Below are 23,910 nucleotides of genomic sequence, written 5' to 3'. Positions count from 1 at the left end.
GGCCAAGCCATCCAAATAAGAATTATTCTCATTGTATGACGACTGTGCACCAATGGCTACGTTCGGGGCAGCTGCACCAGTTGAAGCTCGTTGCCGGCGGGGTCGCGCAATGTGGCGAGGATGCCGCCCCAGGACTGCGGCTCGGGGAGGCCGCTGAAGGCGACGCCGAGTGACGAGAGTTCTGTGTACTTCGACTGGATATCTTCCACGTCGAAAGACAGGCCTGTGAAGCGGCCTACCAGGGCCAGGTCTTCTGGCGGGGCATCTGCTTCGACACTCTCGACCACCAGGCTCATGGGTCCTGCGTCGAACACGCAAAAGCCCTGGTCGCGTCCGTCGGCCTTCAGAGGCAGGCCGAGGATGTCTTCGTAGAAGCGGGCGGCGAGGGCGAGGTCCTGGACGAAGATGCGGGCGGTGTGAAGCTGCATGGGCTCTCCTGGCCAAGGGGGAGGCGCGTACTGCCGAATGGCGACCGTTCGAGACGCTCACTTGCCCTCGGGTGATGGTGCCACGAAGGTGGCAATCGATGCCAAACCTCGTGCGTCCAGGTCCGTGCATTCGGTCCACCGACGACTTTCCGGATCGGTTCGGTCTCGGGTAGACATTGCAAGCGCGACGATCGGACCTCCAAGCGCGCTCGCGACGGCATTCGCTTTGGGGCTTGTCCCGAGAACACCAGAGATATAGAAGAAGCGGCGCTCACCCGTTCTGAGTTCGATATCAGCGGCGTGACTGCTGGAGGCCATTGTCGCGAGGCGATAGGTGCCGGGCGAGAGCACCACGGCGGTGTACGCGCCCGACGGGAGCCTCGCCGCCGCAGTGCCATTGATGGCAGCAACAACCTCGGTGCTGTCATGCGGTGCCCTCAGCAGATAAAGAATGGACTTATCGGGAGCGGCGTCGATCCAGGTGATTTCCTGGGGCTTCTTGAAACTGGCGGTATTGGCGCACCCCGTGAGAAGCGCGAGCGAAGCGGCTAAGGCGACAAGGACGCGCGGTGTTTGAGCGGCCGGTGCACGCGCACTGCTCGATGAAAGAAAACGCATCGTCGTCCAGCCGCGCCGCCATGAGCCGAAGGTATGCATGCTTGGCCTGCGGCGGGTATTACTTCTTCGCAAGAAACGCCGCAACCAAGGCATTCGCATGCCCATGACCCATCTGGTGCTGGGTCTTGAGCTGGCTCACGAGCTCCATATGCTTGAGGGGGCCCGCAGCCTGAAGAATGTCCATCCAATGCGCGATCGGCTGGCCGTAGGTCTTCTCGATGGAGGGGAAGTACGAGGCGGGTCCTTTTACCTTGGCGGTCTCGGTCATGGGCAGTTCTTTCGCGGGTGAAGAGTGAGGTTCGTGAAAGGGAGCAAGGCCATTCTTACAGCTGCCAGCTCCTGTTGCTGGCATTGGGCTGGATCAGGTCCCACATGTTCCCGCACAGGTCCTTGAAGACAGCCACGACCCCGTGCGGCTGCTCCTCCGGCGGGCGAACGAACTCGACGCCTGCGGCCTTGTACTTTTCGTAGTCACGCCAGAAGTCGTCCGTGTACAGGAACAGGAACACGCGGCCGCCGGCCTGGTCGCCGATGGCGCGTTGCTGTTCTGGCGTTGACGCTTGCGCCAGGAGAAGGCACGCCCCTTGTCCGCCCTGCGGCCTGACCACGACCCAGCGCTTTCCCTGTGCAGGCACGGGAGTGTCTTCGACGAGTTCGAAGCCGAGTGTGCCGACGAAGAATTCGAGTGCCTTGTCGTAGTCGGGGACCACGAGGGACACCAGGCCGAGTGATTGATGCATGGGGTGCGATCGCAAAAATCAGCGATGGTAAATCGCCGAGCCACCGCGCATGATGCCCGACCTCGCATGGTGGATCAGGATCGAAACCTAGTTGGCAGACGCGGTGGCCGCATTCGCTGCCGAAAAACAGGAGATGCCGAATTCGACGCCTACCTTGATATTCGTGCGCATCTCTGCCTGCGGGAATCGACCCGTTCGCATCACCCATCCCCTGAGCAAGAGGTCATCGACGCCGATATAGATATCGATTCGACGAAAGCCCCGGTGTATGGCGGCCACCCGATGACACCTCACACCATCGATGCATGCAAATTTGCGAAAGCGCGGCCGGGCGAGGGTCGAAAACAGGTCATCACCTTCTTCGCGGAACAGGAGAGACCAGATCGTGAAGGCCGATCCCCTGGATACGCCGGTCGCGCCCGCAACAGCCATGAGGAGCGATTCCTCTTGCTCCAGTTCCGCGGGCGAGCTGTAGTCCTGGCTCCAGTAGTACGGCTTTCCCGCATCCAAGCCAACTTGAGAGCGTGAGATCAAGTGCCGTTTCGGCCTGTAGGGATGCGGGCTGCTGAAGCGAAATTTGAAGTCTGCAGGGCGCCGAAAAGCTGTCTCGAATGACATCGGCGAAGACTTCGGCCGATCCAGCTCTTGGACGAAGCCCGAATCGGCATAGGAGTCCATGGCGCGGTATCGCGAAGCCACTTCTTCGAGAAGGTCTCGGGCGCTGGAGAAGCTTGTCATTGGGGAGCGTCGTTCGCGGGTCAAGTTGCAAAGGCGCCTGGGGAGAGTGCCGGACGCCAGTGGACGTTGTCCGCATACTTTCGACAGTGCTTGAAGCAGAGAAAGATTTCTACGACGGCGCGGGCCTGAAACCATTCATCGGCCATCAGCCTCAGTTCCCCAGCGCCGAAGGAGAGCACGGTGCCGTCGGGAAATATCGGGTTTGGTTTGTCATGGAATGCACGCACCATGGTCGAGGATGAAGCGTCGAAGCATTCAACCATGCAGGTGGCGCCGCCGCCGGCCACTTGAAGATAGTTGCCCTGATCGTCGGTCAGCGAGGCATACGAATGCCGACCGTAGCTGCGAAGCGCGAGCAGCCTGCTTTCCAACACACGGTCGGAAGGTGTGGTCAGGGCCGCGAAATTCTGACCTTCAAATTTCATGGTTCGGCTCTTGGCCCATTCGGCAACTTACCGCTCGCAGCGATTTGTTCCGTTACGTAGTCGAGGCGCACGAAGCCTTCGCGCTCCTGAAAAGAAACGGTTTCTGCATGCATCAGCTCACCATAGGTCTGCATGAGAGTGCACGCTTCGATGAATCGCGACGTACTCAAGTAGGCTTGAATGGCGGTCCGGTAGATGGCGTAGTCCCCGTTTGTCTTCGCGCCTCCGTAAGACAGTTTGAGGTCGGCGCGGGCTTGCCAGATGGGGTCGTCCGCTAGCTGCGGCGCATCGTCTTGCTCTTGCAACCATCTGAGTTGCTTTGTCGCACGCTGGCCAAATGATGGCGGTGCAATGATCGCCTTGACCGCAACGACACGTGCTTCGTCTATTCGGCCCTGCCGAACGTACTGTGCCCACAGGAGGCAGAGCGCATCCGTGTACTCAGGGAGCACGTCAAGTGCCTGCTCCAAGAGCGCGACGGCGTCATCTACAGCTTGCGACTGAACCCTCTGCTTTGCCTCGAAGAAAAGCGCGCGTGGAGAACGCGCATCCTCTTCAAGCGAGGGCGGTTCGGGGTATTCGTCCTCCGCGTCTTTGAATGCATCCAAAAAGGAGGACAGCGATGAATACGTCGGCTGAATCTGCCACGAATCGTGCCATGTCTCGACCACAAGCGGCTCGCGTGCTTCCAACCCGATGGGCCAGTAGAGGCCAAATGAATCGCCGTTGCCGAGTGCTCCCTCTGTAAAGGGGCGGAATCCCAACGGCGGATAGGGCGTTTTGTAGCCCCATTCGCAGTCAACGCTTATCCCTGAAACTTGCGGAGGAAGAAACATGAAATTGAGGGACGATGGTTGCTTCAAGTTGGCTGCATCGGGGTCCACTGTGGCGTGGCTTTGACTGTCTGCTTGTGGTCGTCAGTTGCCGATGGAAGGGTCACTCCATTCTGGTCGAAGCCCTAGCGCAAACTCATCTCGCACCTTCTTCAGCGACGGCTCCCACCCCGTGGTGGCCTCGACCTCGCCAACGCACCCCCAGCAGTCGCCGCCGCAGTCCACTGACAGAGGGTCGTCCTTTCGTTCAAGCAAACGCCCACAAATCTGGCATTTCATAGGCCGGTTGTGGTCAGTCGTGTGGTCAGTGCGCATGTGCTTTGGAATTCAGGTGCGAGCGTGCGTCTCTGGCCGTGACCAATCGAATCGTCAGCGGGACATGCCTGACGACGGCCCTTCACGAAGCCGCCGCGCACCCCTCAGGCTTGAACACCCGCGTTGTCGAACCCGGAAACTTCTCAAGCTTGGCCGCTGGCCGCGATGGGCGAGGGACCAACTCTCCGCCGCAGTTCGGGCACGTACCCGCAAGGCGTTGATTCGCGCAATCACTGCAGAACGTGCACTCGAAAGAACAGATACGGGCATCGGCCGAATCCGGCGGCAAGTCTCGGTCGCAGCATTCACACCCGGGGCGCATTTGGAGCATGGCGAAACCTCAGAGAGCGTTTTGTCAGTTGAGCTTAAACGAAGGCAAGGCGGCCGATGGCGGAATTCAGTCCGTCGAGCCAACGGGCCCGAGTGCAAGGCTCATCGGCTGCACCATCAGATGCGAGTGTTCCCGCAGCGGCTCCAACGCACCATCGGGCCGGAAGCCGCACGCCGTGTACAGGCGCATCGCGGGCGTGTCCGCGACAGTGACACCCAGGCCCACGCGCTTCATCCCTGCGCGCGCAGCCCAGGAAACCGCCGCTTCGAGTAAAGCGCGACCGGCTCCCATTCCTCGCGATGCAGGATCAACCCACATCTGGAAAAGGTCGGCGACAGCCGGCTCATCGTTGGACAACTTGCACCAGATGAGACCGCAGGCGTCGTTGCGGTTGAACGCGAAAAGCACGCGATCTTTCCCGGACGAAGTCGCCGCGGCAATGCGGGCGGACCACATCGCATCGGTTCTCGTGGCCTCCGCCTCGTACGTGCTTCCGAAGGCGTCCGGGGAGTCGAGCAAGGCCCGCAGGCGCAGGTCTCGATAGGTCTTCCATTCATCGGGTTTCGCTGGTTGCACCGAGATCAAGTCATCACCTTCGGGTTAGGAGTCATGTGTGGGCCGAACGCTGCCTCTCGGCCTGCTTCATCGATGTGAGCCAATCGGGTGGCGAACCAGAAAGCAATGCGTGTCGTTGGCGCTCTCGTGAACGAACCCGTGGCGCCCGTACAGCGCGCCAACTGGGTTCCACTTCAGATGCTCCAGCCGCACTGCCTGTTTGTCGTGGTCCGCTTGGGCCAGAAGCTGGCGAAGCACCGCTGAACCGATGCCGGCGCGCTGGAAATCCGGCAAGACGTAGAACTCACCGATGCGGCGGTGACCGTCGACCTCCCATGTGGCGATCGTGCCGACCGGTGTGCCGCCCTTGAGGATGACCGACCACGGGCGTTCCTCCCATCGGCTCCGGTGCAGGTTCCGCTGGAAATCGTCGTCCCATCCCCATCGCGGTGCCACGTAGGGGCCCAGCGCCTGTCGCTTGGCATCGAACGCAAATTCGAAATCCGAGTCGAGGGCGGCGCGCAAGGTGGGGGTCATGGGCGGTCGTTCATTCTGGTTCACCACCGGGTGTTGCGACGCATGCGGTCCAGGCGGCTGCTCATGATCCACGCAACCACCGGCCCGATCACCATGCCAGCCAGGCAGCTCCACACAACGACATGGCTCTTGAGTTCCAGCAGCCACGTGAGCATCGGGTACTGAGCGGCCACGGCGTCTGGGAAGCTCCACCAATAGGAAGAGCCGCGACTGGAGCCCGTACGATGCTTGGTGCCGTCGAGCCAGTAGGCGGCCAACGGTGCAAGGCCCAGATACGCAAACATCGCGGCCCAGGGGCCGAGCACGATGGCGCCCAGGAAGGCGTCGATGAAACGGGAGCGCATCGATTTACCGCTCACGCACGCGCCGCCAGATCAGGTCCGCCGCCTCGCTCGAACTCACCAGCGCCGAGTCGATGACCAGGCGGCTCGTGCCCCAGGCCTCGTAGTCATGCCGAAGCACAGCCTCCCAGCTCGGCAACGCAAAGCCCGCAATGTCGGCCTCCCGGTTCTCCACGCGCCTGCGATGCTCAACGACGTCAGAGCACACGACCTCGATCTCCACCAGATGCGACGAGGTCTCCGCCGCCACGGCCCGCCACGCCTCACGCGTGACCGGCAGCGGGTTGACGCAATCAGCAACCACGGACATGCCGAGCGCAAGGTTGGACCGAGCCAGCGCGTAGGCCACGACGTAGCCCGCCGGGCCCAAGTCGTCAGTGCGCCCGCTTGCGGTTTTCAGTGCATGCTCGATGGCGTCGATGCGCAGGTATACCGAGGGGACGCGCGCCACGAGTTCGCGCGCGATGGTGGTCTTGCCTGTGCCTGGCAGTCCGCTCAGGACGATCAGGGCTCGATGTTCCGAAGTCGATCTCATGGAAGGGGAAGGGGATGGCGTCTGCGAAGGGCCGTGCGTCGGCGATCGTACCCACCATTCATTCATGCGGGCCCGTCGCCTCGTCAGATCAGCGGCACCGTCGCTTCCTTCAGCACCCGCAGCACGAAGTGCGACTTGCTGTGGCGAATGCCGGGAATCTTGTAGAGCTTCTCGCGCAGCAGCCGCTCGTAGTCGCGCGTGTCGCGCACGGCGATGCGGATGTAGTAGTCGTAGTCGCCCGACACGAGGTAGGCCTCCTGGATCTCGGGAATGGTGGCGAGGGTGCGGCCGAAGTCGTACAGGGTTTCGTCGGTGTGGCTCTCGAGGGTGACCTGCACGATGACCGAGTCGTGGTAGCCCAGCTTGGCCGGGTCGACGTCGACGGTGTAGCGCTTGATGACGCCCGAGGCCTCGAGTTTCTTGATGCGCGTCCAGCAGCTGGTGGGCGACAGGCCGACCTCGTTGCCGATCTCCTGCAGGGTCTTGCGCGAGTCGAGCAGCAGCACCCGCAGGATCGCCAGATCGGTCTTGTCGAAAGATCCTTCGTTGTCTGTCGATGTTTGGCGATTGGTTTTCATGTTTCGAGCTTAAACAGCCAAAAGAAAGAAGCAAATTCTGCCTCAAGAGCGGAAGAATTGACGGCATGCGACTGCTCGACCTTCCCCCCACATCCTCGCCCTCCCTCTCGCCGGCCATGCCCGAGACCCCACCCCGCGTGCGCAACGGCGCCGAAGCGCTGCTCGACACGCTGGTCGAGTGCGGCGTCGACACGATCTTCGGCTACCCCGGCGGCGCGGCGCTGCCGCTGTACGACGCGCTGCACGGCGAACCCCGGCTGCGCCATGTGCTGGTGCGCCACGAACAGGCGGCGGTGCATGCGGCCGAGGGCTACGCGCGCAGCACGGGCCGCGTCGGCGTGGTGCTGGTCACCTCGGGGCCGGGCGTGGGCAACACGATCACGGGGCTGCTCGACGCGATGAGCGATTCGGTGCCGGTGCTGTGCATCAGCGGGCAGGTGTCGACGGCGGTGATCGGCACGCAGGCTTTCCAGGAAAGCGATGCGCTGGGCATGTCGCGCCCGGTGACCAAGTGGAACCGGCAGGTGCGCGCCGCTGACGACGTGCCCGCGCTGGTGCGCCGCGCGCTCGACATCGCCACCACCGGCCGCCCCGGCCCGGTGCTGCTCGACGTGCCGAAGGACATCCAGCTGATGCGCCTCACGCACGGCGCCGCGCCGGCCCCGCTGCGCGCGCTGCGCACGGGCCGCGCGCCGCTGCCGCCGCGGGCGATGCTGCAGCGCGCCGCCGACCTGATCTCGACCGCGCGCCGGCCGGTGCTCTACGGCGGCGGCGGGCTCATCAACTCGGGGCCGGCGGCCTGCGAGGCCTTCACGCAACTCGTCCACCGGCTGCACGCGCCGTGCACGCTCACGCTGATGGGGCTGGGCGCGTTCCCCGCGTCCGACCCGAAGTTCGTCGGCATGCTGGGCATGCACGGCATGCTCGAAGCCAACCTCGCGATGCACGAGGCCGACCTGGTGGTGTGCGTGGGCGCGCGCTTCGACGACCGCGTGACGGGCAAGCTCGACGAGTTCTGTCCGCACGCCCGCAAGATCCACATCGACATCGACCCCGGCAGCATCAACAAGGTGGTGCACGTCGACGTGCCGATGGTGGGCGACTGCGGTGCCATCGTCGAAGCGCTGCTGGGCCTGCTGCCCGAAGCGTTTGCGCCCGAGCGGCTGGCGCCGTGGTGGGCGCGCATCGAGCGCTGGCGCGCCGAAGACTGCCTGGCCTTCACGCCGTCAACCGAAGAGATCCTGCCGCAGCAACTCATGTCGTCGCTGCAGCGGGCCATCGCGGGCCGCGACGCGATCGTCTCGACCGATGTGGGCCAGCACCAGATGTGGGCCGCGCAGTACCTGCGCTTCGACAGGCCGCGCCACTGGCTCACCTCGGGCGGCGCCGGCACCATGGGCTACGGGCTGCCCGCGGCCATCGGCGCGCAGATCGGCCACCCCGACGCGCTCACGGTGTGCGTGAGCGGCGACGCCTCGGTGCTGATGAACATCCAGGAGCTGTCGACTGCCATGCAGCACGGCACTGCGGTGAAGCTGGTGCTGAGCAACAACGGCTACATGGGCATGGTGCGCCAGTGGCAGGAGCTGAATCACGGCAACCGACTGAGCCACAGCTGGAACGAGGCGCTGCCCGACTTCGTGGCGTTGGCGAAGGCTTTTGGTTGGGGGGCGCGGCGGGTGTCGGACCCGGCGGAGCTGGAAGAGGCGCTGGCCGAATGCCTGGAGAGCGAAGGGCCGTTCTTTCTCGACGTGCAAGTGGCCGCGCAGGAGAACTGCTTCCCGATGATGCCGTCGGGGTGCGGGCACCACCGGGTGATGCTGGCGAAGGACAGGTGGTATGAGGGGGAGTGAGGGCAGGGGCCTGACAACATCGCGCGGCCTCCATCGCCGCTCACCGCCGCAGACGGCGGCTGACGCGGCGACGCGCTCGGCGCACGTCGCCGCAGCGCGCCTCAGGGCGCCTCAGGGCGCCCGAACCGGCGTGACCTTGCGGATCAAATGGCCGAAGGTGTCGGCGACATACAGCGTGCCCGCTGCATTGATCGTGAGCCCTTGCGGCTGATTGAACCTGGCAGCATCGCCGATGCCGTCTTGGCTACCCGGCGTACCCTTTTGGCCGGCGAGCGTGGAGACCACCCCTGTCGGTGTGATCCTGCGCAACAGGCTGTTCCCGAAATCGGCCACGTAGACATTGCCGTCCGCGTCGACAGTGACGCCGCGGGGATTGGAGAAAGTCGCGGAGTTGCCGGGGCCATCGGTGGCGCCGGGCGTCCCCGTCCCTGCAAGTGTCGTGACCACCCCGGCGGGGGTGATCTTGCGAATTCGATGGTTCTCGGAGTCGGCGACGTAGAGGTTGCCTGACGCATCGATGGCAATGTTGTAGCCGCGCCCGAATTTCGCGGCGGGTCCCGTGCCATCGGCAAAGCCCCGCGGGCTGCTGCCGGCAAGTGTGGTGACATTGAGGGCCGGGTCGATCTTGCGAACGACGCCGCCGCCATACTCCAGAACGTACAGATTGCCGGCAGCATCCACGGCCACCGAGATGGGCGCGTTGAAGGTGGCGGCGGTTCCGTTGCCATCGGTCGTGGTGTTCGTGCCATTGATGCCCGCCACCGTGGTCACATCGCCCGTCGGCGTGATCTTGAAGATTCGATGGCTTTGGGCGTCCGCGATGAAGACGGTGTCGTTCGCATCCACGGTGAGGTTGGTGGGGTCTGCGAACGGCGGGTTGGGGCCGTCGCCGGCAAACGTAGTGACGTCGGCCTCGGGCGAAATCTTGCGCACGAAACTGTTTCCCCAGTCGCCGATGAGCAGACCACCATCCTTTGTGAAGGCGATGCCGGAAGGCAGCAAGAACGATGCAGCCGTACCCTTGCCGTTGACGGCGCCCTGGGTGCCGTCGCCGGCGAACGTCTCGACCTTGGCGGCGGCGGCCGAGCAGGCCACCGTCACGTCGCTCACGTCGGCCGAGGCCTTGCCGGTGTCCTTGGTGACGGTACAGACCTGCCACAGGGGTTGCGTACGGATGCTGACCTTGTAGTCCGAGCCCTCGACCAGGGTCGTTGCAAAGGTGAACTTGCCATCGGCCGACAGCTGGAGGTCGTCGCCGGCATTGTTTTGCAGCACCAGGCGGCCTTCAAGGCCGGTGACCGTGCCGCCGATGGAATGCTTCACGACGGGCGGCACTGTCGCCGGAGGGGGCGGTGCGACCATCGGCAGAAAAGTACCGCCACCTCCACCCCCGCCGCACGATGCCACCAACATGACCGCACCGGCCACGGCGCCGATTCGCGCGACCGAACTTGCTTGACTGAAAAGCATCTTGACTCCTCTTTATGGTTGTATGACTCAACAAAAAGAAGCCCCCTGCCGACGGGCGTGCAGGGGGTTTCTAAATGTCAATCATTGTTAAAAAGAGTGTCTGTCGATATCCCCAGAACTTGGTATTTTTCGCGGTCGGCCCTCTCATCTGGGGGACCTGACAACGTCGCGCGGCCTTCATCGCTGCTCACCTTCACCCCGACCCTCTCCCGCAAGCGGGAGAGGGAGTCATTCATTCGGGAGCCCTACGGGAGCCCCCTTCACGAATGCCCGTCCACCCGCATCTGGAACAGGAAGTAGGGCGGAATGCACGCCCCGCGTCCTTCGGGCTGGCCTTCGGCCTGCGCGCAGATGTAGTCCTCGCGGCAAGGCTGTTGCGCCGAGCAGCTGCGCAGGTTGCCGGGCCGCGTGTGCTTGCTCAGGCAATCGCCGAAGGGTTGCTTGGCGGCCAGGCACTGGTTGAAGTCGCTGAGGATGGCGATGCCGCCGCAGGTGCCGTTCGGGTCTTTCGGATCGCAGCGGCCCGAGCACATGCCGCCGGGAAAGCCGACCGAGGTTTTCTCGCAGACCGAATCCGCGCCTTCGCAGGTCGTGGCGGCGGTGCGTGGCAGCTTCTGTGCGCGGTCGCGCCATGGGTCGGCCGAGGCGGTGATGCGCGTGGGCTCGCAGCTGGCGCCGACGGTGGCTTTGTCGGGCGCGGCGTTCGCGTCGTCCGGCGAGGCCAGCGGGCGGAACGGGTCGGGCACGGGCGTCGTCAGCGCGGCCTTCACAAAGCGTTCGCGCCGCGCCAGTTCATCCTGTAGGTGCGGCGAATGCGGCAGCGCGAGCGCGTTGCCGGTCGTGAAGGTGCGCGAGGCGCCGCGCCGGTCCACGCCCAGCAGGTGAAAGCCCGCGACCGCGCGGCTCTGGTGGCAGCCCGCGCAGCTCAGGTCGTCGAGCCGGCGCAGCACGGCCTGCGGTGACTGCAGCGTGCGGCTGCCGGGCACGGGCTGCCAGTCGCCGGGCGCGAACAGTTGTTCGAAGGGGCGGTTCGCCAGGCGTTCGAGGCCGCGCGGCGCAACCGAGACCGACTCGGTCGCCAGGAAGCGATCGGGGATGCGCACGGTGGCGCTGTCGAGCGCGCGCAGCGTGTCGGGCTGTTGCAGCCACTGCAGCAGCGCCTTGCGCAGCGGGGCATCGGCCTTGAGCTTCACGACATCGGGCGTGTTCTCGAGCGGGCCCGCGTCGAAGCGCTGCGTGCCCGTGTTCCAGCGGAAGGCGCGCAGCAGGTACTCGGCATGGCCGCCGAGGTCGGGCCGCACGGCCGAGGGCCAGCGCACGCTCTGCAGGTTGGTCGTCACCTGCGCGATGCGGGCCTGCGCGAGCCGCGGCGGCGCGAGCGGGCCGTCGGCCGACACGAGCCAGCGGCCGAGGGCCTCATCTTTCATCGAGGCTTGCGGTGGTTGCCAGCGGCGTGCGGCGCTGGCGCAACTGCCGTCGGCATCGGGCGCATCGCCGCGCAGCTCGACGGCGACGGTCATCGGCAGGCGCGACTGCATCGCGGCCGAGCGGTAGGCGAGCCGGTACACGAGCCGCGTCTCGCCGCAGGCACCGGGCTGGAAGGGGCGGCGGTCCATGCGGTTGGCCACGCCGACCAGTTCGAAGAAGGCGTCGGGGCTGGCAAGCCAGCGTGCGTCGAAGATCCGGTGCGGGTAGCGCGCAATGCCGACGCCGGCCTGCGGGTCGCGGCGCTGCAGGGCGGCGAGGCTGGTCTTCAGCGGGTCGGCGATCGATTGCCAGGCGGGTGAGCGTGCGAGCGCCTGGTTGGTGGCGATGCCGCTGGCCGCAGAGGGCACGTCGAACCAGCGGCCGAAACCGGCGCCGGCTTTCTCGGCGGCCTGCAGCGCGACGGGCGAGGTGACGAGCAGCACCGGGTCGGCTGCGTGGGCGAAGGAGGATGCGAGCGCGAGGCCGGCGGTCAGAAGGTGAAGTAGGCGTGGCACGCGGACGATTGTGCCGCCGCGATTCAGCCCGCCACCGTCAACGCCATCTGCTGCCGCATGAGCCCGGCCACGGCCACGCCCTGGGGATCGCCCAGCCGCTCGAGTGCGGCGATCACGCCCTTGCGATCCTCTTCCGAGCGGTCCTGGTTGAGCTTGAACTTGCCTTCGAGCACGCGCACGGGAATCTCGACCGCCGCGATCATGTCCAGGCGCGGCGCCACGAAGTCGAAGGGCATGGCGTCGAAGTCCCAGTTGCCGCCCAGCGGCGTGTCGTACAGCGCGACGGTGCGGCGCAGCACGGCATGGATGGCCGTGCGTTCCTCGATCACGCGGGGCGTGCCGCGCGCGTGGATCGCGGTGTAGTTCCACGTCGGGAAGGTGCTCTGCTTCACGTACCAGCTGGGCGTGACGAAGGCATGCGGGCCCTGGAAGATGGCGAGCACTTCGGCGCCCGCGCGCAGTTCGTCGAACTGCGGGTTCTTCTTCGACAGGTGCGTGGTGAGCAGGCCGGGGCCGTCGTCCTGCGTGTCGAGCAGAAAGGGCAGGTGCGTGGCGCTGGCGCCCGACGATCCCACGGTGATGAGCGTGCCGAAGCTCCACGCGCGGATGCCGGCGTGCAGCGTCGCGAGGTCGTCCTCGATGTACGGCTTGGGCGTGTACATGGCGAGGGCTTCAGCGCGCGGCCAGCGCGTGCATCCAGCGCGCGGCGTCGTCGAAGGCGCGGCCCGCCACGTCGGCGATGGACACGGCTTCGAGAAAGCCGTGGATGGTGCCGGGGTAGAGCACGTCGGTCACGGCCACGCCGGCCTCGCGCAGGCGCGCGGCCATGAGCACGCTGTCGTCGTGCAGCGGGTCGCACTCGGTGATCGCCAGGCACGCGGGCGGCAGGCCCTCGAGCCGCGCCGTGAGGCTGGCCAGGCGCGGGTCGCGAAAGTCTTCGGGCCGGCGCAGGTACAGGCCGTAGAACCACACCATCATGTGCAGCGACAGGCCGTACTCGCCCGCGCCATAGCGCACCACCGATTCGCGGTACAGCTCGGTGCTGTAGGCGCCGTAGTTCAGCAGCATGCCCAGCGGCAGCGCTTCGCCCGCGTCGCGCAGCACGAGGCAGGCACCCACCGACAGGTTCGCGCCTGCCGAGTCGCCGCCGATGAAGAGCTGCGCGGGGTCGATGTCGAGCGCGCCCGCGTTCGCCGCGAGCCAGCGCATCACGTCGACGCATTCGTCGTGCGGCTGCGGAAACTGCGCCTCGGGCGCTCGCGTGTAGTCGATGCCGATGACGGCGATGCCCGCGCGGCCCGCGTACTCGCGCATCACGCGGTCGTGGGTGTCGAGGCTGAACAGCACGAAGCCGCCGCCGTGGATGTAGACCAGCGCGCCCTGCAGCCTGCGGTGCTGCGGGTAGTGCACGCGGATGCGCACGTTGCTGTGGCGCGTGGGCACCTGCTGTTCGACCGTGCGTGCCATCGCGGGGCCGCCTTCGGTCCACGGTGCGCGCACCTTCTCGGCATTGGCGCGGCCTTCGGCGATCGGGATGGTGTGGCGCTTCGGGTAGCGGCCGCCCTCGGCCGCCATGAGGCGCATGAACTCGACGATCTGCGGATCGAGCGGGGGCGGGGCGGTGGGGTTCAACCAGGTGGCGGGCAAAGGAGCGGCAGTCACGCAAACACTTTCTCGGGAGGGCGGGAGACAGATTCGGCCAGCGACGCGAGCGGCCGGGGCGTGGCCGCCAGCAGCGCCTGCGTGTACGCATGGCTCGGCCGGTCGAACACGGCGTCGCGCGGGCCTTGCTCGACGATGCGGCCGCGCTCCATCACAACGACGCGGTCGGCGATCTGCTCGACGGCCGCGAGGTCGTGGCTGATGAACAGGCACGCAAAGCCGTGGTGCGCCTGCAGGCTCTGAAAGAGCCGCAGCACCTGCGCCTGGATGGTCATGTCGAGCGCGGACACGGGCTCGTCGGCCACCACGAAGGCGGGCCGGCGCACCAGCGCGCGCGCAATCGCCACGCGCTGGCGCTGGCCGCCCGAGAGCTCGTGCGGGTAGCGCGCGCCCAGGCCGTCCAGGCCGACTTCGTCGAGCGTTTCGTGCACGCGCTTCACGCGCGCGGCGGCATCGAGCGCGGGCAGGTGGCGCAGCGGCTCGGCCACGATCTCCTGCACGCGCATGCGCGGGTCGAGCGACGAGAATGGGTCCTGGAACACCAGCTGGCAGGCGAGCCGGAAGCGGTGCAGCGCGGCGCGGTCGGCGCTGCGCACGTCGTCGCCGCGAAACAGGATCTGCCCCGCGTGCGACGGCGCGAGCCGCAGGATGGCGCGGCCCAACGTGGTCTTGCCCGAGCCGCTGCCGCCCACCAGCGCGACCATCTCGCCGGGGTGGATGTCCAGGTCGAGCTGGTCGATGATCTGCACCGGCGCATGGCGCTTGAAGAAGCCGGCGCGTGGGCCGGGGTAGCTCACGCACAGGCCGCGCACCTGCACCAGCGGTTGCTGTGGGGCAGAAGGCACCGGCTTCGCGGCCTGGCGGCGCGGCAGGGCGTCGACCAGCTTGCGCGTGTAGGGCTGCTTCGGGTCGACGAGGATGGCGGGCACGTTGCCCGTCTCCACCAGCTTGCCTTTCTCGAGCACGATGGCGCGCTGCGCATAGCGCCCGACGAGCCCGAGGTTGTGCGTGATGAGCAGCACGGCCGTGCCCTGGTCCTTCGCGAGGCCGACCATGAGGTCGAGCACTTCGCGCTGGCTCAGCGTGTCGAGCGCGGTGGTCGGCTCGTCGGCGATCAGCAGGCGGGGCTGGAGCAGCATCACGCTGGCCAGCATGATGCGCTGGCGCATGCCGCCAGAGAACTCGTGCGGGTAGGCGTGCAGGCAACGCTCGGGGTCGGCGATCTGCACGCGGCGCAGCATGTCGAGGCAGCGTGCGCGAATCTCGGTGGCTGACAGCTTCGTGTGCATGCGCAGGCCTTCGGCCATCTGCTCGCCGATGCGGTGCACCGGGTTGAGCGAGACCATCGGCTCCTGGAACACCATGCCGATGCCGGGCCCGCGGATGGGGCGCATGGCCTTCACGTCGCGCGTGCTCAGGTCTTCGCCGTCGAACACGATCTGTCCGCCGCTTTGCGCGATGCCGGGCGGCAGCAGCTGCAGGATGGCGCGCGCGGCCATGGTCTTGCCGCTGCCCGATTCGCCCACCACGGCAAGGAACTCGCCGGGGCGCACGTCGAACGAGAGGTCGTGCACCAGCGTCTGGGCGCCGCCGTGCAGGTCGATCTTCAGGTGCCGCACCGAGAGCACGGGCGCTGCGGAAGTAGAGGGACGGGTCATGACTTCTCCGTGCGCGGGTCGAGCCGGTCGCGCAGCGATTCGCCCAGGAGGTTGATGCCCAGCAGCGTGAGCGCGATGCACAGGCCCGGCACCAGGCACAGCCACACGGCCGAGGCCATGTAGGGGCGTGCGCTGGAGAGCATGTTGCCCCAGGTGGGCGCGGGCGGCGGCACGCCCAGGCCGAGGAAGCTCAGGGCGCTTTCCGACAGCAGCACCCAGCCGAACATGCTGGTGGCCAGCACGGCGACGGGCGCCACGCAGTTGGGCAGGATGTGGCGCCACATGGTGTAGATCTCGCCGTTGCCGATCATGCGCGAGGCCTCGACGTACTCGCGCTCGCGCAGCGACAGCACGGTGCCGCGCACCACGCGCACCACCGAGGGCGCGTAGGCCATGCTCAGCGCGAGCACGATGCCCCACTGGTTGGCGCCCACGATCACCATCACGCCCAGCGCCAGCAGCAGGCCCGGAAAGGCCAGCAGCGTGTCGTTGAAGGCCATGAGCACGCGGTCGGTCCAGCCGCGCACGAAGCCGGCAAGCACGCCCACCACGAGGCCGACGGCGGTGGCCAGTGCCACCGTGAGCAGCGCGATGAGGCAGCTGGTGGAGGCCGCGCGCATGGCGCGGCTGGCCACGTCGCGCCCGAACTCGTCGGTGCCCAGCCAGTGCGCGGCCGAGGGCGGCTGCAGCTTGCCGCGCAGGTCGATGCCCAGCGGGTTGTAGGGCGTCCACAGCGCGGCCACCAGTGCCAGGACCAGCAGCACGCCGATGAGCACGCCGCCCACGAGGGTATGGGTCTTGATCTTTTTCACTGCACCGACACCCGGGGATCGAAGAGGGGATAGCACATGTCCACGATCAGGTTGATGACCACGTAGATGCAGGCCGTGAACAGCAGGCAGCCCTGCAGCACCGGGTAGTCGCGCGCGAAGATTGAATCGATCATCAGGCGGCCCAGGCCGGGCAGGGTGAACACCGTTTCGAGCACCGCGATGCCGCTCAGCAGATGGCCCAGGATGAGGCCGATCATGGTGAGCGTGGGGTTGAAGGCGTTGGGCAGCACGTGGCGGCGCAGCACCTGCGACTCGGGCACGCCCTTGGCGCGCGCGTGCGTCACGTACTCGAGCCGCAGCACCTCGATGGTGCTGGCGCGCGACATGCGCGTGAGCACGCCGGTCTCGACCAGCACCAGCGTGACGATCGGCAAGATGACGTACAGCAGGCCCTGCGAGAAGTCTTCCGACATGGGCACGTAGCCCACCACCGGCAGCCAGTGCAGGTACTGGCCGAAGAACATCAACAGCAGCAGGCCGAGCCAGAAGCTCGGCACCGACAGCATCAGCGTGGCCGCGCCGATGATGGCGAGGTCGGTCGGCCGGTCCTTGCGCCAGGCGGCGACGAGGCCGGCGGGCACGGCGATCAGCGAGGCCAGCGCCACGGCGGTGAGCACGATGACGGCGCTCACGTGAAAGCGCTCCCAGATCAGCGGCAGCACGGCCAGGCCGTTGGTGGTCGACACGCCCAGGTCGCCGGTGAGCGCGTGGCGCAGCCACACGACGTACTGGGTGACCAGGGGCTGGTCCAGCCCCATCTGCTGGCGGGCGAGTTCGAGCTGCGCGGGGTCGGCGCCTTCGCCGAGCATGAGCTGCACCGGGTCGCCCGGAATCAGCCGCATGAGCGTGAAGACGGCAATCGACACCAGCAGCAGCGTCGGGATCGTCATGGCGATCCGGCGCAAGAGGTAGGCAAGCATGGCGGCGGCGCCCCGTCAGCCGCGCGCGTCGAGCCGGACGTTCCAGAACCGGGGCTTGGCCGGCGCCCAGCCCTTGAAGCCGGTCACGCTCTTGCGCATGGCGGTGGCGTCGCTGGCGTTGAAGAGCACGACCATCGGCACGTCCTGCAGCATCTGCTTGTGCAGCTCGTCGAACAGCACCTGGCGGCGCGCCTTGTCGCGCGAGACCATGCTTTCGGTGAGCCGGGTCTGCGCGGCGGCGCTGTCCCACACCTTGCGCGGCTGCGTGGCCTTGTCGCCCGACACCATCTCGTAGTTGAGCGAGGGGTCGATGCGCGCCGAGTAGATGAAGGCCATGCTCTGGTACTGGCCCTTGGTGTAACGGTCGAGCTGCGTGGCCCAGTCGAGCACTTCGAGTTCGATGTTGATGCCGGCCTCGGAGGCCATGGCCTGCACCAGCACGGCGGCCGAGTACAGCGCCTCGTAGCGCTTGTTGGCGACGAGCTTGATCGGCTGGCCGCGGTAGCCGGCCTCGGCCAGCAGCTTCTTCGCACCGGCGATGTCGCGCTTGTAGCCGCCGGCCTGCACGGCGCTGTAGAACGGGCTGGACGAAGGAACGACCGAGTTGTTGACGGCCGACAGGCCCTCGGTGACCGACTTGGCGATCTCGGGCGTGTCCAGCGCCAGTGCCAGGGCGCGGCGGATGCGCACGTCCTTCAGCAGCGGGTCGGTGGTCTGCAGCAGCAGCGCCACCATGGTCATCACCGGCGTGGTGTCGACGCGCACGTCGCTGCGTCCGCGCATCTCGACCACGTCGGCCGGGCTGGGGCTGATGAAGGCGTCGATGCCGCCGCTGTACAGCGCCGCCTTGGCCGCGGCCGAGTCGGGAATGACGACGAAGCGCAGGTTCTCGATCTCGGCCTTCTTGCCGCCCGTGAGGCCGTCGCGCGCCTCGGTGCGCGAGGTGTAGCCGTCGAAGCGCGTGAGCTCGATGTACTGGCCGCGCTTCCACTCCTTGATCTTGTAGGGGCCGGTGCCCACGGGCTCCTTCCACTGGCCGTCGGCGCCGAGCGAGCTGCGGTGCAGGATGGCGGCGCCGCCGCAGTCGGGGCGCGCCATCATCGTGAGAAACAGCGCGCTCGGGCGCTCGATCTTGAACACCACGGTCTTCGGCGTGGGCGCTTCCACCGCGAGCACCTTGGTCATGCCCTTGCCGTCGAACTCGGGCAGGCAGCGCCAGCCGCTGGTGGGCTTGAGGTAGCGCTGCCAGCTCCACACCACGTCGTCGGCGGTGAGCACCGCGCCGTTCTGGAACTTCACGCCGTCGCGCAGGGTGAAGGTGTAGGTCAGGCCGTCGGCCGAGGTGTCGACCTTGCTCGCGAGCATCGGGCCGACCGAGGTGTCTTCGCGCAGCGCGACCAGGCCTTCGACGACATGGATGAGCACGTTGTCGGTGTTGTCGTCGCGGTTGCCGCCGGGGTCGGTGGAGCGGATGTCGGAGTTGATCTGGATCCGCATCGTCTGGCCGGCCGGGGCCGGGGCCTGGGCGAAGGCCGCGCTGGCGGCGAGGCCGAGGCCGAGGGCCAGTGCGGCGGCGGTGCGCGCAGCGGGAGGGAGGGACGGGGGCGTGGGCAGGTTCATGGCAACACTCCTGGCGAAAGCTGGGCGGGGCGGGCGGATCAGAGGGAATACTCGGTGAAGCGGTGCGCCTTGAAGGGCGCCGGCGCGATGCGCATCTTTCGTGCCGCCGGGTCTATGACGATGGTCGCCACGGTGGCCGACGAGGCTCCGCCGGGGCCCGCGCTCGGGCTGCGGCACACGGCGCGCGGCGCGCCGAAGCGGTCTTGCAGCGCATCGAGAACGTCCTGCTCGGTGAGCAAACCTGCCGCGCGCTTGTTGTGCAGCGCCTCGGTCACGCGGCGGTCGCGGTAGAGCGAATCGGGCGTGGTCTCCAGGCTGCGGTCGACCACGCGCGCCAGTGCCGCCGGGGTCTTGAAGTGGTTGGCGTGCACCAGGATGCCGCCTTCGGGCTGCTGCCAGAACACCTGCTCGGGGCAGGTCTCCAGGCTCACGGCCTCGCCCTCGGCGTGCGTGATGATCATGTTGTTGGAGATCGAGCGCGCGCTGCGGCACACCACGCCCAGCGCGTTGGCGTACAGCGTCGACTGCAGGATGCCGCGGCGGATCAGCGCCAGCGGCACGCCCTGCTGCTTGCCGTCGTTGTCGGCCTTGATGAAGTTGCCGGTGACGGCGATGCCCGCGCTATTGAGCCCCGCGCGCGCCAGCGTGCCGGCCTCGGCGAAGGTGAGCATGGCCGGGCCTTCGTCCGGCTGGATGCGCAGCACCACGCCGAGTTCGAGGCTCTCGACGCGCCAGTCCCAGTTCTGCGCGTGGATGAGCTTGCCGTCGCGCGCGGCCGAGGGCATGACGACCACGCCGGTGCAGCCGTCGGGCGGCTCGGTGGCTTCGAGCTGCTGGAAGGCGTAGAGCATTTCGCTGCGCGCGTTGAGCGCCACGATGTCCTCGGCCGGCACGCCCGCGCCTTCGGCCACGCCCTCGATCTCGCGCAGCATGCCGGCGTCGAAGGCCTCGACCATCGGCATGAAGCGGCGTGCCAGCGCGCGCGTGCGCTCCCAGCTCAGGCCCACGCGCTCGAAGGCGGCGCGGTAGGTGCGCAGGCTCAGGTCGATGCGGTCGCCGGCGGCGCGGCCGTACTGGCGCCCGCGCTGCTGCGCGTCGCCTTCGATGTCGTACAGGGGGAACGATTCGATGTCCATGGTGTGTCTTGTCTCCGGGGCTTGTCTTGTCTGTGCGGTGCGGCCTGAGGTGCTCAGGCTGCGGTGTCGGTGGCTTGTGCGGTCTGCGCGATGGCGGCGCGCAGGCTGTCGACGATCTGGTCGATGTGCCGGCGCTCCAGCGTGAACGGCGGCGACAGCGCAATGGTGTCGCCCACCGAGCGCACCAGCACGCCGCTTTCGTCCAGGCAATGTTGCGCCACCGCCTGCGCATGCGTGCCGGGGCCCGAGGCCCAGCCCTGCAGCTCGATGCCGGCCAGCAGGCCGACATTGCGCACGTCGATCACGCCCGGCAGGCCGCGCAGGCTGTGCAGGCCGTCTTCGAAATAGGGCGACAGCTCGGCGGCGCGGGCTATGAGGCCGTCTTCGGTGTAGGCGTCGAGCGTGGCCATGGCGGCGGCGCAGGCCAGCGGATGGCCCGAGTAGGTGTAGCCGTGCGAGAGCTCGACCGCGCTCACGCTGCCGTGCATGAAGGCGTCGTGCACCGCGCCGCGCATGAGCACCGCGCCCATCGGCACCGCGCCGTTGGTCAGGCCCTTGGCGGTGGTGATCAGGTCGGGCGTCACGCCGAACAGGTCGGACGCGAAGTTGCTGCCCACGCGCCCGAAGCCGGTGATGACCTCGTCGAAGATCAGCAGGATGCCGTGCCTGTCGCAGATCTCGCGCAGGCGCTTCAGGTAGCCGCGCGGCGGCGGCAGCACGCCGGTGGAGCCGGCCACGGGCTCGACGATCACGGCGGCGATGGTCGAGGCGTCGTGCAGCGAAACCAGTGCTTCGAGCGCGTCGGCCTTGTCGATGCCGTGCGGCGGCTCGCCGCGCGAGAAGGCGTTGCGCGCCAGGTCGAGTGTGTGCGGCAGGTGGTCCACGCCGTTGAGCAGCGGCCCGAAGGTGCTGCGCTGGCGCCCGATGCCGCCCACCGAGATGCCGCCGAAGCCCACGCCGTGGTACGAGCGCTCGCGCCCGATGAGCCGGTAGCGGCCCGCGTCGCCGCGCGCCCGGTGGTAGGCCACCGCGATCTTCAGCGCGGTGTCGACCGACTCCGAGCCCGAGTTGGTGAAGAACACGTGGTCCATGCCGGCCGGCGCCATCTGCGTGAGGCGCTGCGCCAGCATGAAGGCGGCGGGGTGGCCGATCTGGAAGTTGGAGGCGTAGTCGAGCACGTCGATCTGCGCCTTCATCGCCGCGCTGACCCGCGGATTGCGGTGCCCGGCGTTCACGCACCACAGGCCGGCGATGGCGTCGAGCACGCGGCGGCCGTCGGCCAGGTCGTAGTACAGGCCCTCGCTGCCGACGATGAGGCGCGGCGCCTGCTTGAACTTGCGGTTGGGCGTGAAGGGCATCCAGAACGCGTCGAGCGAACCGGGTGGCGTTGTCAGGGTATCGGCGGAAGCCACGGTGTTTTTCTCCTTGGGAAACGACCCGTCGTCCGGGTCGGCGTGGGGCCGATCTTGAAATCCAAATTGTATTTTTGGCGCGAGATGTACATGGTTTTTTGGGGCCAAAAATACAAAAGACCCGCGATGATCGGCACCCAGCCCGTGTTTCCGGAGACCCATGGATGGCCCCGCAGCAGCAGATGCAGACGCAGATGGACAACAAGTCGGTCCCGCCGCTCACCCAGCGCGTGAGCCGCTACATCCTCGACCAGGCCCTGGCCGGCGGCTACGAAAACGGCCGCCACATGACCGAGACCGACCTGGCCGGCCGGCTCGGCATTTCGCGCACGCCGGTGCGCGCCGCGCTGCGCCTCTTGCACGAGCGTGAGTTGCTGGCGCATGTGCCCAACCGCGGCTACACGCTGGTGGCCGACCGCGAGGCGCTCGACCGCGCACGCCGCGAGATGCCGGAAGACGAGGAGAAGACGCTTTATTACCGCGTGCTGCGCGACCGCCTCGCGGGCAAGCTGCCGACGCGCGTCAACGAACTCGAGCTGGCCCAGACCTACGGCGTGCCGCGCCCGCTGCTGCGCAATGTGATGACCACGCTGCTGCAGGACGGCGTGCTGCGCGGGCGCCACTACCAGCGCTGGGAGTTCACCGAAACCCTCGACTCGGTCGAGAGCGAGCGCGAGAGCTACCGCTTCCGGCTGGTGGTGGAATGCGCGGCGCTGCGCGAGCCGGGCTTTCGCATCGAGCATGAGCGGCTGCTGGCTTGCCGCGAACAGCAGCAGACCCTGCTGACGCACGCCTCGCGCCATTCGTGGATGGAGTTCTTCGAGGCCAACGCACAGTTCCACGAGCTGCTGGCCAGCGCCTCGGGCAACCGCTTCATCCTCGATGCGGTGAAGCAGCAGAACCGGCTGCGCCGCATCTCCGACTTGTCGGACTACCCGCTCGTGAACATCGACCTGCTGCGCAAGTCGTGCCGCGAGCACCTGCAGATCCTCGATGCGGTCGAGGAGAACAAGCTCGAAGTCGCCGCGAAGCACATGCACGCCCACCTGAGCCGTGCCAGCGACATCCTGGAGCGCCGTGTGATGGGCGACCTGGATGCGCTCGGCGAATGAGCCACCGCACCCTTATGACCACCCAAGAAACGACGGCTCCCGATGCCGCGCTGGCCGACGGCTGGCGCGATGGTTTTCCCACGGCCGGCATCGCGGTGCAGCGCCCGCGCGAACGCCCGATCTTCCAGGCCCCAGAGAACCGGTGGGCCTTCTCGCACCTGCGCGAGCTGCAACCGACGCGCAACGTGTCGCGCGGCACCGGCCCGGTGTCGGTGCTGCCGCGCGCCGAGCGGCCGGAGCTCGACACGCTGGCCTTCACCTTGCCCGCCGACGGCTCGCGCACCGACTGGCGCAGCGCGCTCGCGGCGATCTGCGCCGACGGCGCGGTCGTGCTGCACCGCGGGCGCATCGTGTACGAGCGCTACTTCGGCGCGCTCGACGAACACGGGCAGCACATGGCGATGTCGGTCACCAAGTCGGTCGTCGGCACGGTCGGCGCGATGCTCGCGGCCGAGGGTTCGCTCGACGAACACGCGCAGGTGCGGCACTACATCCCCGAGCTGGCGACGAGCGCCTTCGGCCACGCCACCGTGCGCCAGGTGATGGACATGACGACGGGCATCGACTACTCGGAGGACTACACCGACCCCGACGCCGGCGTGTGGAAGCACGCGCGCGCGGGCCAGCTGCTGCCGCGCCCCGCGGGCTACGCGGGCGCCGAGGGCTACCGCCAGTTCCTGCAGACCGTGCAGGGGCAGGGCACGCACGGCGAGGCCTTTGCCTATCGCACCGTCAACACCGACGTGCTGGGCTGGCTCATCAGCCGCGTGGCGGGCCAGCCGCTGGCGCGGGTGCTGGGTGAGCGCATCTGGTCGCGCCTGGGCGCCGAGCAGGACGCGGCCTTTGCCGTGGACGGCCAGGGCGCCGAGTTCGCAGGCGGCGGCCTGTGCACCGGCCTGCGCGACCTCGCGCGGCTGGGCGAGATGATGCGGCTGGGCGGCGCCTTCAACGGCGCGCAGATCGTGCCCGAGGCCGTGGTGGCCGACATCCGCCGCGGCGCCGATCCGGCGCGCTTCGCGCTCGCGGGCTACACGCGGCTGGCTGGCTGGAGCTACAGAAACATGTGGTGGGTGGCGCACGACGCGCGCCGCACCTTCACCGCGCAAGGCATCCACGGCCAGGCGCTGCACATCGACCCCGAGGCCGAGATGGTGGTGGCGCGCTTCGCCTCGCACCCGCTGGCCGCCAACGCGCACCTGCCGACCTCGATGCCCGCCCTTCGCGCGCTGGCCGAGCACCTGATGCGCGGCTGATTTCCTCTCCTCCCCTTCTTCATTT

The 23,910-nt window shown here is 67.4% G+C and carries 26 protein-coding genes; 3 read left to right on the top strand and 23 right to left on the bottom strand.

The features are described 5' to 3' along the window. Positions 1–56: 56 nt before the first annotated feature. From AC1RL8_RS05230 to AC1RL8_RS05170, 13 genes are all read right to left on the bottom strand, one after another. Positions 57–428: a VOC family protein gene (locus AC1RL8_RS05230; protein ID WP_492684097.1), complete on the bottom strand. Its 372-nt coding sequence runs from the start codon at positions 426–428 to the stop codon at positions 57–59. A gap of 57 nt (positions 429–485) precedes the next feature. Further along, a complete protein-coding gene (locus AC1RL8_RS05225; RefSeq protein ID WP_492684096.1) occupies positions 486–1,085 on the bottom strand; it encodes a hypothetical protein in 600 nt (199 codons plus the stop codon). Between the two features lie 19 nt (positions 1,086–1,104). Next, entirely contained in the window at positions 1,105–1,314 is a 210-nt protein-coding gene (locus AC1RL8_RS05220; protein ID WP_070061083.1) for a DUF4287 domain-containing protein, read from the bottom strand. 55 nt (positions 1,315–1,369) lie between these two features. Next, positions 1,370–1,786: a VOC family protein gene (locus AC1RL8_RS05215; protein ID WP_492684095.1), complete on the bottom strand. Its 417-nt coding sequence runs from the start codon at positions 1,784–1,786 to the stop codon at positions 1,370–1,372. A gap of 87 nt (positions 1,787–1,873) precedes the next feature. Beyond that, entirely contained in the window at positions 1,874–2,524 is a 651-nt protein-coding gene (locus AC1RL8_RS05210; protein ID WP_492684094.1) for a hypothetical protein, read from the bottom strand. A 20-nt stretch (positions 2,525–2,544) separates the two neighbouring features. Then, positions 2,545–2,949 (bottom strand): hypothetical protein, encoded by a 405-nt coding sequence (locus tag AC1RL8_RS05205; protein WP_492684093.1) that lies wholly within the window; start codon positions 2,947–2,949, stop codon positions 2,545–2,547. After that, on the bottom strand, positions 2,946–3,812 hold the full coding sequence (locus AC1RL8_RS05200; RefSeq protein ID WP_492684092.1) for a tetratricopeptide repeat protein: 867 nt from the start codon (positions 3,810–3,812) through the stop codon (positions 2,946–2,948). Before AC1RL8_RS05200 ends, AC1RL8_RS05205 begins: the two co-directional genes overlap by 4 nt. A 367-nt stretch (positions 3,813–4,179) precedes the next feature. Next, a complete protein-coding gene (locus AC1RL8_RS05195; protein ID WP_390343294.1) occupies positions 4,180–4,428 on the bottom strand; it encodes a DUF1272 domain-containing protein in 249 nt (82 codons plus the stop codon). A gap of 66 nt (positions 4,429–4,494) precedes the next feature. After that, positions 4,495–5,004, bottom strand: coding sequence for a GNAT family N-acetyltransferase (locus tag AC1RL8_RS05190; RefSeq protein ID WP_492684856.1), 510 nt, complete (start codon positions 5,002–5,004; stop codon positions 4,495–4,497). A gap of 66 nt (positions 5,005–5,070) precedes the next feature. Next, positions 5,071–5,520 carry a GNAT family N-acetyltransferase gene (locus AC1RL8_RS05185; protein ID WP_492684091.1) on the bottom strand — a complete coding sequence of 150 codons (450 nt, stop codon included), beginning with the start codon at positions 5,518–5,520 and terminating at the stop codon, positions 5,071–5,073. A gap of 20 nt (positions 5,521–5,540) precedes the next feature. Then, positions 5,541–5,864, bottom strand: coding sequence for a hypothetical protein (locus AC1RL8_RS05180; RefSeq protein ID WP_492684090.1), 324 nt, complete (start codon positions 5,862–5,864; stop codon positions 5,541–5,543). A gap of 4 nt (positions 5,865–5,868) precedes the next feature. Next, entirely contained in the window at positions 5,869–6,396 is a 528-nt protein-coding gene (locus AC1RL8_RS05175) for a P-loop nucleotide/nucleoside kinase family protein (protein ID WP_492684089.1), read from the bottom strand. Between the two features lie 83 nt (positions 6,397–6,479). Continuing rightward, entirely contained in the window at positions 6,480–6,974 is a 495-nt protein-coding gene (locus tag AC1RL8_RS05170) for an Lrp/AsnC family transcriptional regulator (RefSeq protein WP_174250212.1), read from the bottom strand. Between the two features lie 65 nt (positions 6,975–7,039). Here AC1RL8_RS05170 and ilvB point away from each other — a divergent pair, with 65 nt between their 5' ends. Beyond that, positions 7,040–8,827: a biosynthetic-type acetolactate synthase large subunit gene (ilvB, locus tag AC1RL8_RS05165; RefSeq protein WP_492684088.1), complete on the top strand. Its 1,788-nt coding sequence runs from the start codon at positions 7,040–7,042 to the stop codon at positions 8,825–8,827. Positions 8,828–8,938: 111 nt separating this feature from the next. Here ilvB and AC1RL8_RS05160 read toward each other — a convergent pair whose 3' ends face one another. From AC1RL8_RS05160 to aptA, 10 genes are all read right to left on the bottom strand, one after another. Then, the gene (locus AC1RL8_RS05160; RefSeq protein WP_492684087.1) at positions 8,939–10,297 is read right to left on the bottom strand and encodes an NHL repeat-containing protein; all 1,359 of its coding nucleotides are present in this window, start codon (positions 10,295–10,297) and stop codon (positions 8,939–8,941) included. 260 nt (positions 10,298–10,557) lie between these two features. Continuing rightward, positions 10,558–12,279 (bottom strand): hypothetical protein, encoded by a 1,722-nt coding sequence (locus AC1RL8_RS05155; RefSeq protein ID WP_492684086.1) that lies wholly within the window; start codon positions 12,277–12,279, stop codon positions 10,558–10,560. Between the two features lie 23 nt (positions 12,280–12,302). After that, entirely contained in the window at positions 12,303–12,941 is a 639-nt protein-coding gene (locus AC1RL8_RS05150) for an FMN-binding negative transcriptional regulator (protein WP_492684085.1), read from the bottom strand. A gap of 10 nt (positions 12,942–12,951) precedes the next feature. Next, complete coding sequence (locus AC1RL8_RS05145; RefSeq protein WP_492684084.1) at positions 12,952–13,941, bottom strand: alpha/beta hydrolase fold domain-containing protein; 990 nt, start codon at positions 13,939–13,941, stop codon at positions 12,952–12,954. Next, positions 13,938–15,599, bottom strand: a complete 1,662-nt coding sequence (locus tag AC1RL8_RS05140) for an ABC transporter ATP-binding protein (RefSeq protein WP_492684083.1) — start codon at positions 15,597–15,599, stop codon at positions 13,938–13,940. The genes AC1RL8_RS05145 and AC1RL8_RS05140 overlap by 4 nt, the downstream gene beginning before the upstream one ends. Then, the gene (locus AC1RL8_RS05135; RefSeq protein ID WP_062473185.1) at positions 15,596–16,411 is read right to left on the bottom strand and encodes an ABC transporter permease; all 816 of its coding nucleotides are present in this window, start codon (positions 16,409–16,411) and stop codon (positions 15,596–15,598) included. Before AC1RL8_RS05135 ends, AC1RL8_RS05140 begins: the two co-directional genes overlap by 4 nt. Beyond that, positions 16,408–17,352 carry an ABC transporter permease gene (locus AC1RL8_RS05130; protein WP_139706261.1) on the bottom strand — a complete coding sequence of 315 codons (945 nt, stop codon included), beginning with the start codon at positions 17,350–17,352 and terminating at the stop codon, positions 16,408–16,410. The genes AC1RL8_RS05135 and AC1RL8_RS05130 overlap by 4 nt, the downstream gene beginning before the upstream one ends. A 15-nt stretch (positions 17,353–17,367) precedes the next feature. Then, entirely contained in the window at positions 17,368–18,972 is a 1,605-nt protein-coding gene (locus tag AC1RL8_RS05125; RefSeq protein ID WP_492684082.1) for an ABC transporter substrate-binding protein, read from the bottom strand. 38 nt (positions 18,973–19,010) lie between these two features. Then, the gene (locus AC1RL8_RS05120; RefSeq protein WP_492684081.1) at positions 19,011–20,108 is read right to left on the bottom strand and encodes a C45 family autoproteolytic acyltransferase/hydrolase; all 1,098 of its coding nucleotides are present in this window, start codon (positions 20,106–20,108) and stop codon (positions 19,011–19,013) included. 53 nt (positions 20,109–20,161) lie between these two features. Beyond that, positions 20,162–21,520, bottom strand: coding sequence for an omega-aminotransferase AptA (gene aptA / locus AC1RL8_RS05115; protein ID WP_492684080.1), 1,359 nt, complete (start codon positions 21,518–21,520; stop codon positions 20,162–20,164). Between the two features lie 164 nt (positions 21,521–21,684). On the opposite strand from aptA, the gene AC1RL8_RS05110 reads away from it, so the two are divergent. Both AC1RL8_RS05110 and AC1RL8_RS05105 read left to right on the top strand, forming a co-directional pair. Next, a complete protein-coding gene (locus AC1RL8_RS05110; protein ID WP_083259157.1) occupies positions 21,685–22,632 on the top strand; it encodes a GntR family transcriptional regulator in 948 nt (315 codons plus the stop codon). 14 nt (positions 22,633–22,646) lie between these two features. Beyond that, positions 22,647–23,885 carry a serine hydrolase domain-containing protein gene (locus tag AC1RL8_RS05105; RefSeq protein WP_492684079.1) on the top strand — a complete coding sequence of 413 codons (1,239 nt, stop codon included), beginning with the start codon at positions 22,647–22,649 and terminating at the stop codon, positions 23,883–23,885. The last annotated feature ends 25 nt before the right edge of the window (positions 23,886–23,910 follow it).

It is taken from the genome of Variovorax sp. GW822-FHT04E09, assembly GCF_058800845.1.
Note: the sequence above shows the minus strand (reverse complement) of the source record. Positions and strands in the feature narration are given on the sequence as shown.

Coding starts and splice junctions, on each gene's coding strand:
- AC1RL8_RS05230 (WP_492684097.1), bottom strand. CDS start 428: ATGCAGCTTCACACCGCCCGCATCTTCGTCCAGGACCTCGCCCTCGCC.
- AC1RL8_RS05205 (WP_492684093.1), bottom strand. CDS start 2,949: ATGAAATTTGAAGGTCAGAATTTCGCGGCCCTGACCACACCTTCCGAC.
- AC1RL8_RS05160 (WP_492684087.1), bottom strand. CDS start 10,297: ATGCTTTTCAGTCAAGCAAGTTCGGTCGCGCGAATCGGCGCCGTGGCC.
- AC1RL8_RS05170 (WP_174250212.1), bottom strand. CDS start 6,974: ATGAAAACCAATCGCCAAACATCGACAGACAACGAAGGATCTTTCGAC.
- AC1RL8_RS05180 (WP_492684090.1), bottom strand. CDS start 5,864: ATGCGCTCCCGTTTCATCGACGCCTTCCTGGGCGCCATCGTGCTCGGC.
- AC1RL8_RS05225 (WP_492684096.1), bottom strand. CDS start 1,085: ATGCATACCTTCGGCTCATGGCGGCGCGGCTGGACGACGATGCGTTTT.
- AC1RL8_RS05125 (WP_492684082.1), bottom strand. CDS start 18,972: ATGAACCTGCCCACGCCCCCGTCCCTCCCTCCCGCTGCGCGCACCGCC.
- AC1RL8_RS05220 (WP_070061083.1), bottom strand. CDS start 1,314: ATGACCGAGACCGCCAAGGTAAAAGGACCCGCCTCGTACTTCCCCTCC.
- AC1RL8_RS05195 (WP_390343294.1), bottom strand. CDS start 4,428: ATGCTCCAAATGCGCCCCGGGTGTGAATGCTGCGACCGAGACTTGCCG.
- AC1RL8_RS05150 (WP_492684085.1), bottom strand. CDS start 12,941: ATGTACACGCCCAAGCCGTACATCGAGGACGACCTCGCGACGCTGCAC.
- AC1RL8_RS05140 (WP_492684083.1), bottom strand. CDS start 15,599: ATGACCCGTCCCTCTACTTCCGCAGCGCCCGTGCTCTCGGTGCGGCAC.
- AC1RL8_RS05105 (WP_492684079.1), top strand. CDS start 22,647: ATGACCACCCAAGAAACGACGGCTCCCGATGCCGCGCTGGCCGACGGC.
- AC1RL8_RS05185 (WP_492684091.1), bottom strand. CDS start 5,520: ATGACCCCCACCTTGCGCGCCGCCCTCGACTCGGATTTCGAATTTGCG.
- AC1RL8_RS05120 (WP_492684081.1), bottom strand. CDS start 20,108: ATGGACATCGAATCGTTCCCCCTGTACGACATCGAAGGCGACGCGCAG.
- AC1RL8_RS05110 (WP_083259157.1), top strand. CDS start 21,685: ATGGCCCCGCAGCAGCAGATGCAGACGCAGATGGACAACAAGTCGGTC.
- AC1RL8_RS05210 (WP_492684094.1), bottom strand. CDS start 2,524: ATGACAAGCTTCTCCAGCGCCCGAGACCTTCTCGAAGAAGTGGCTTCG.
- ilvB (WP_492684088.1), top strand. CDS start 7,040: ATGCGACTGCTCGACCTTCCCCCCACATCCTCGCCCTCCCTCTCGCCG.
- AC1RL8_RS05175 (WP_492684089.1), bottom strand. CDS start 6,396: ATGAGATCGACTTCGGAACATCGAGCCCTGATCGTCCTGAGCGGACTG.
- AC1RL8_RS05215 (WP_492684095.1), bottom strand. CDS start 1,786: ATGCATCAATCACTCGGCCTGGTGTCCCTCGTGGTCCCCGACTACGAC.
- AC1RL8_RS05130 (WP_139706261.1), bottom strand. CDS start 17,352: ATGCTTGCCTACCTCTTGCGCCGGATCGCCATGACGATCCCGACGCTG.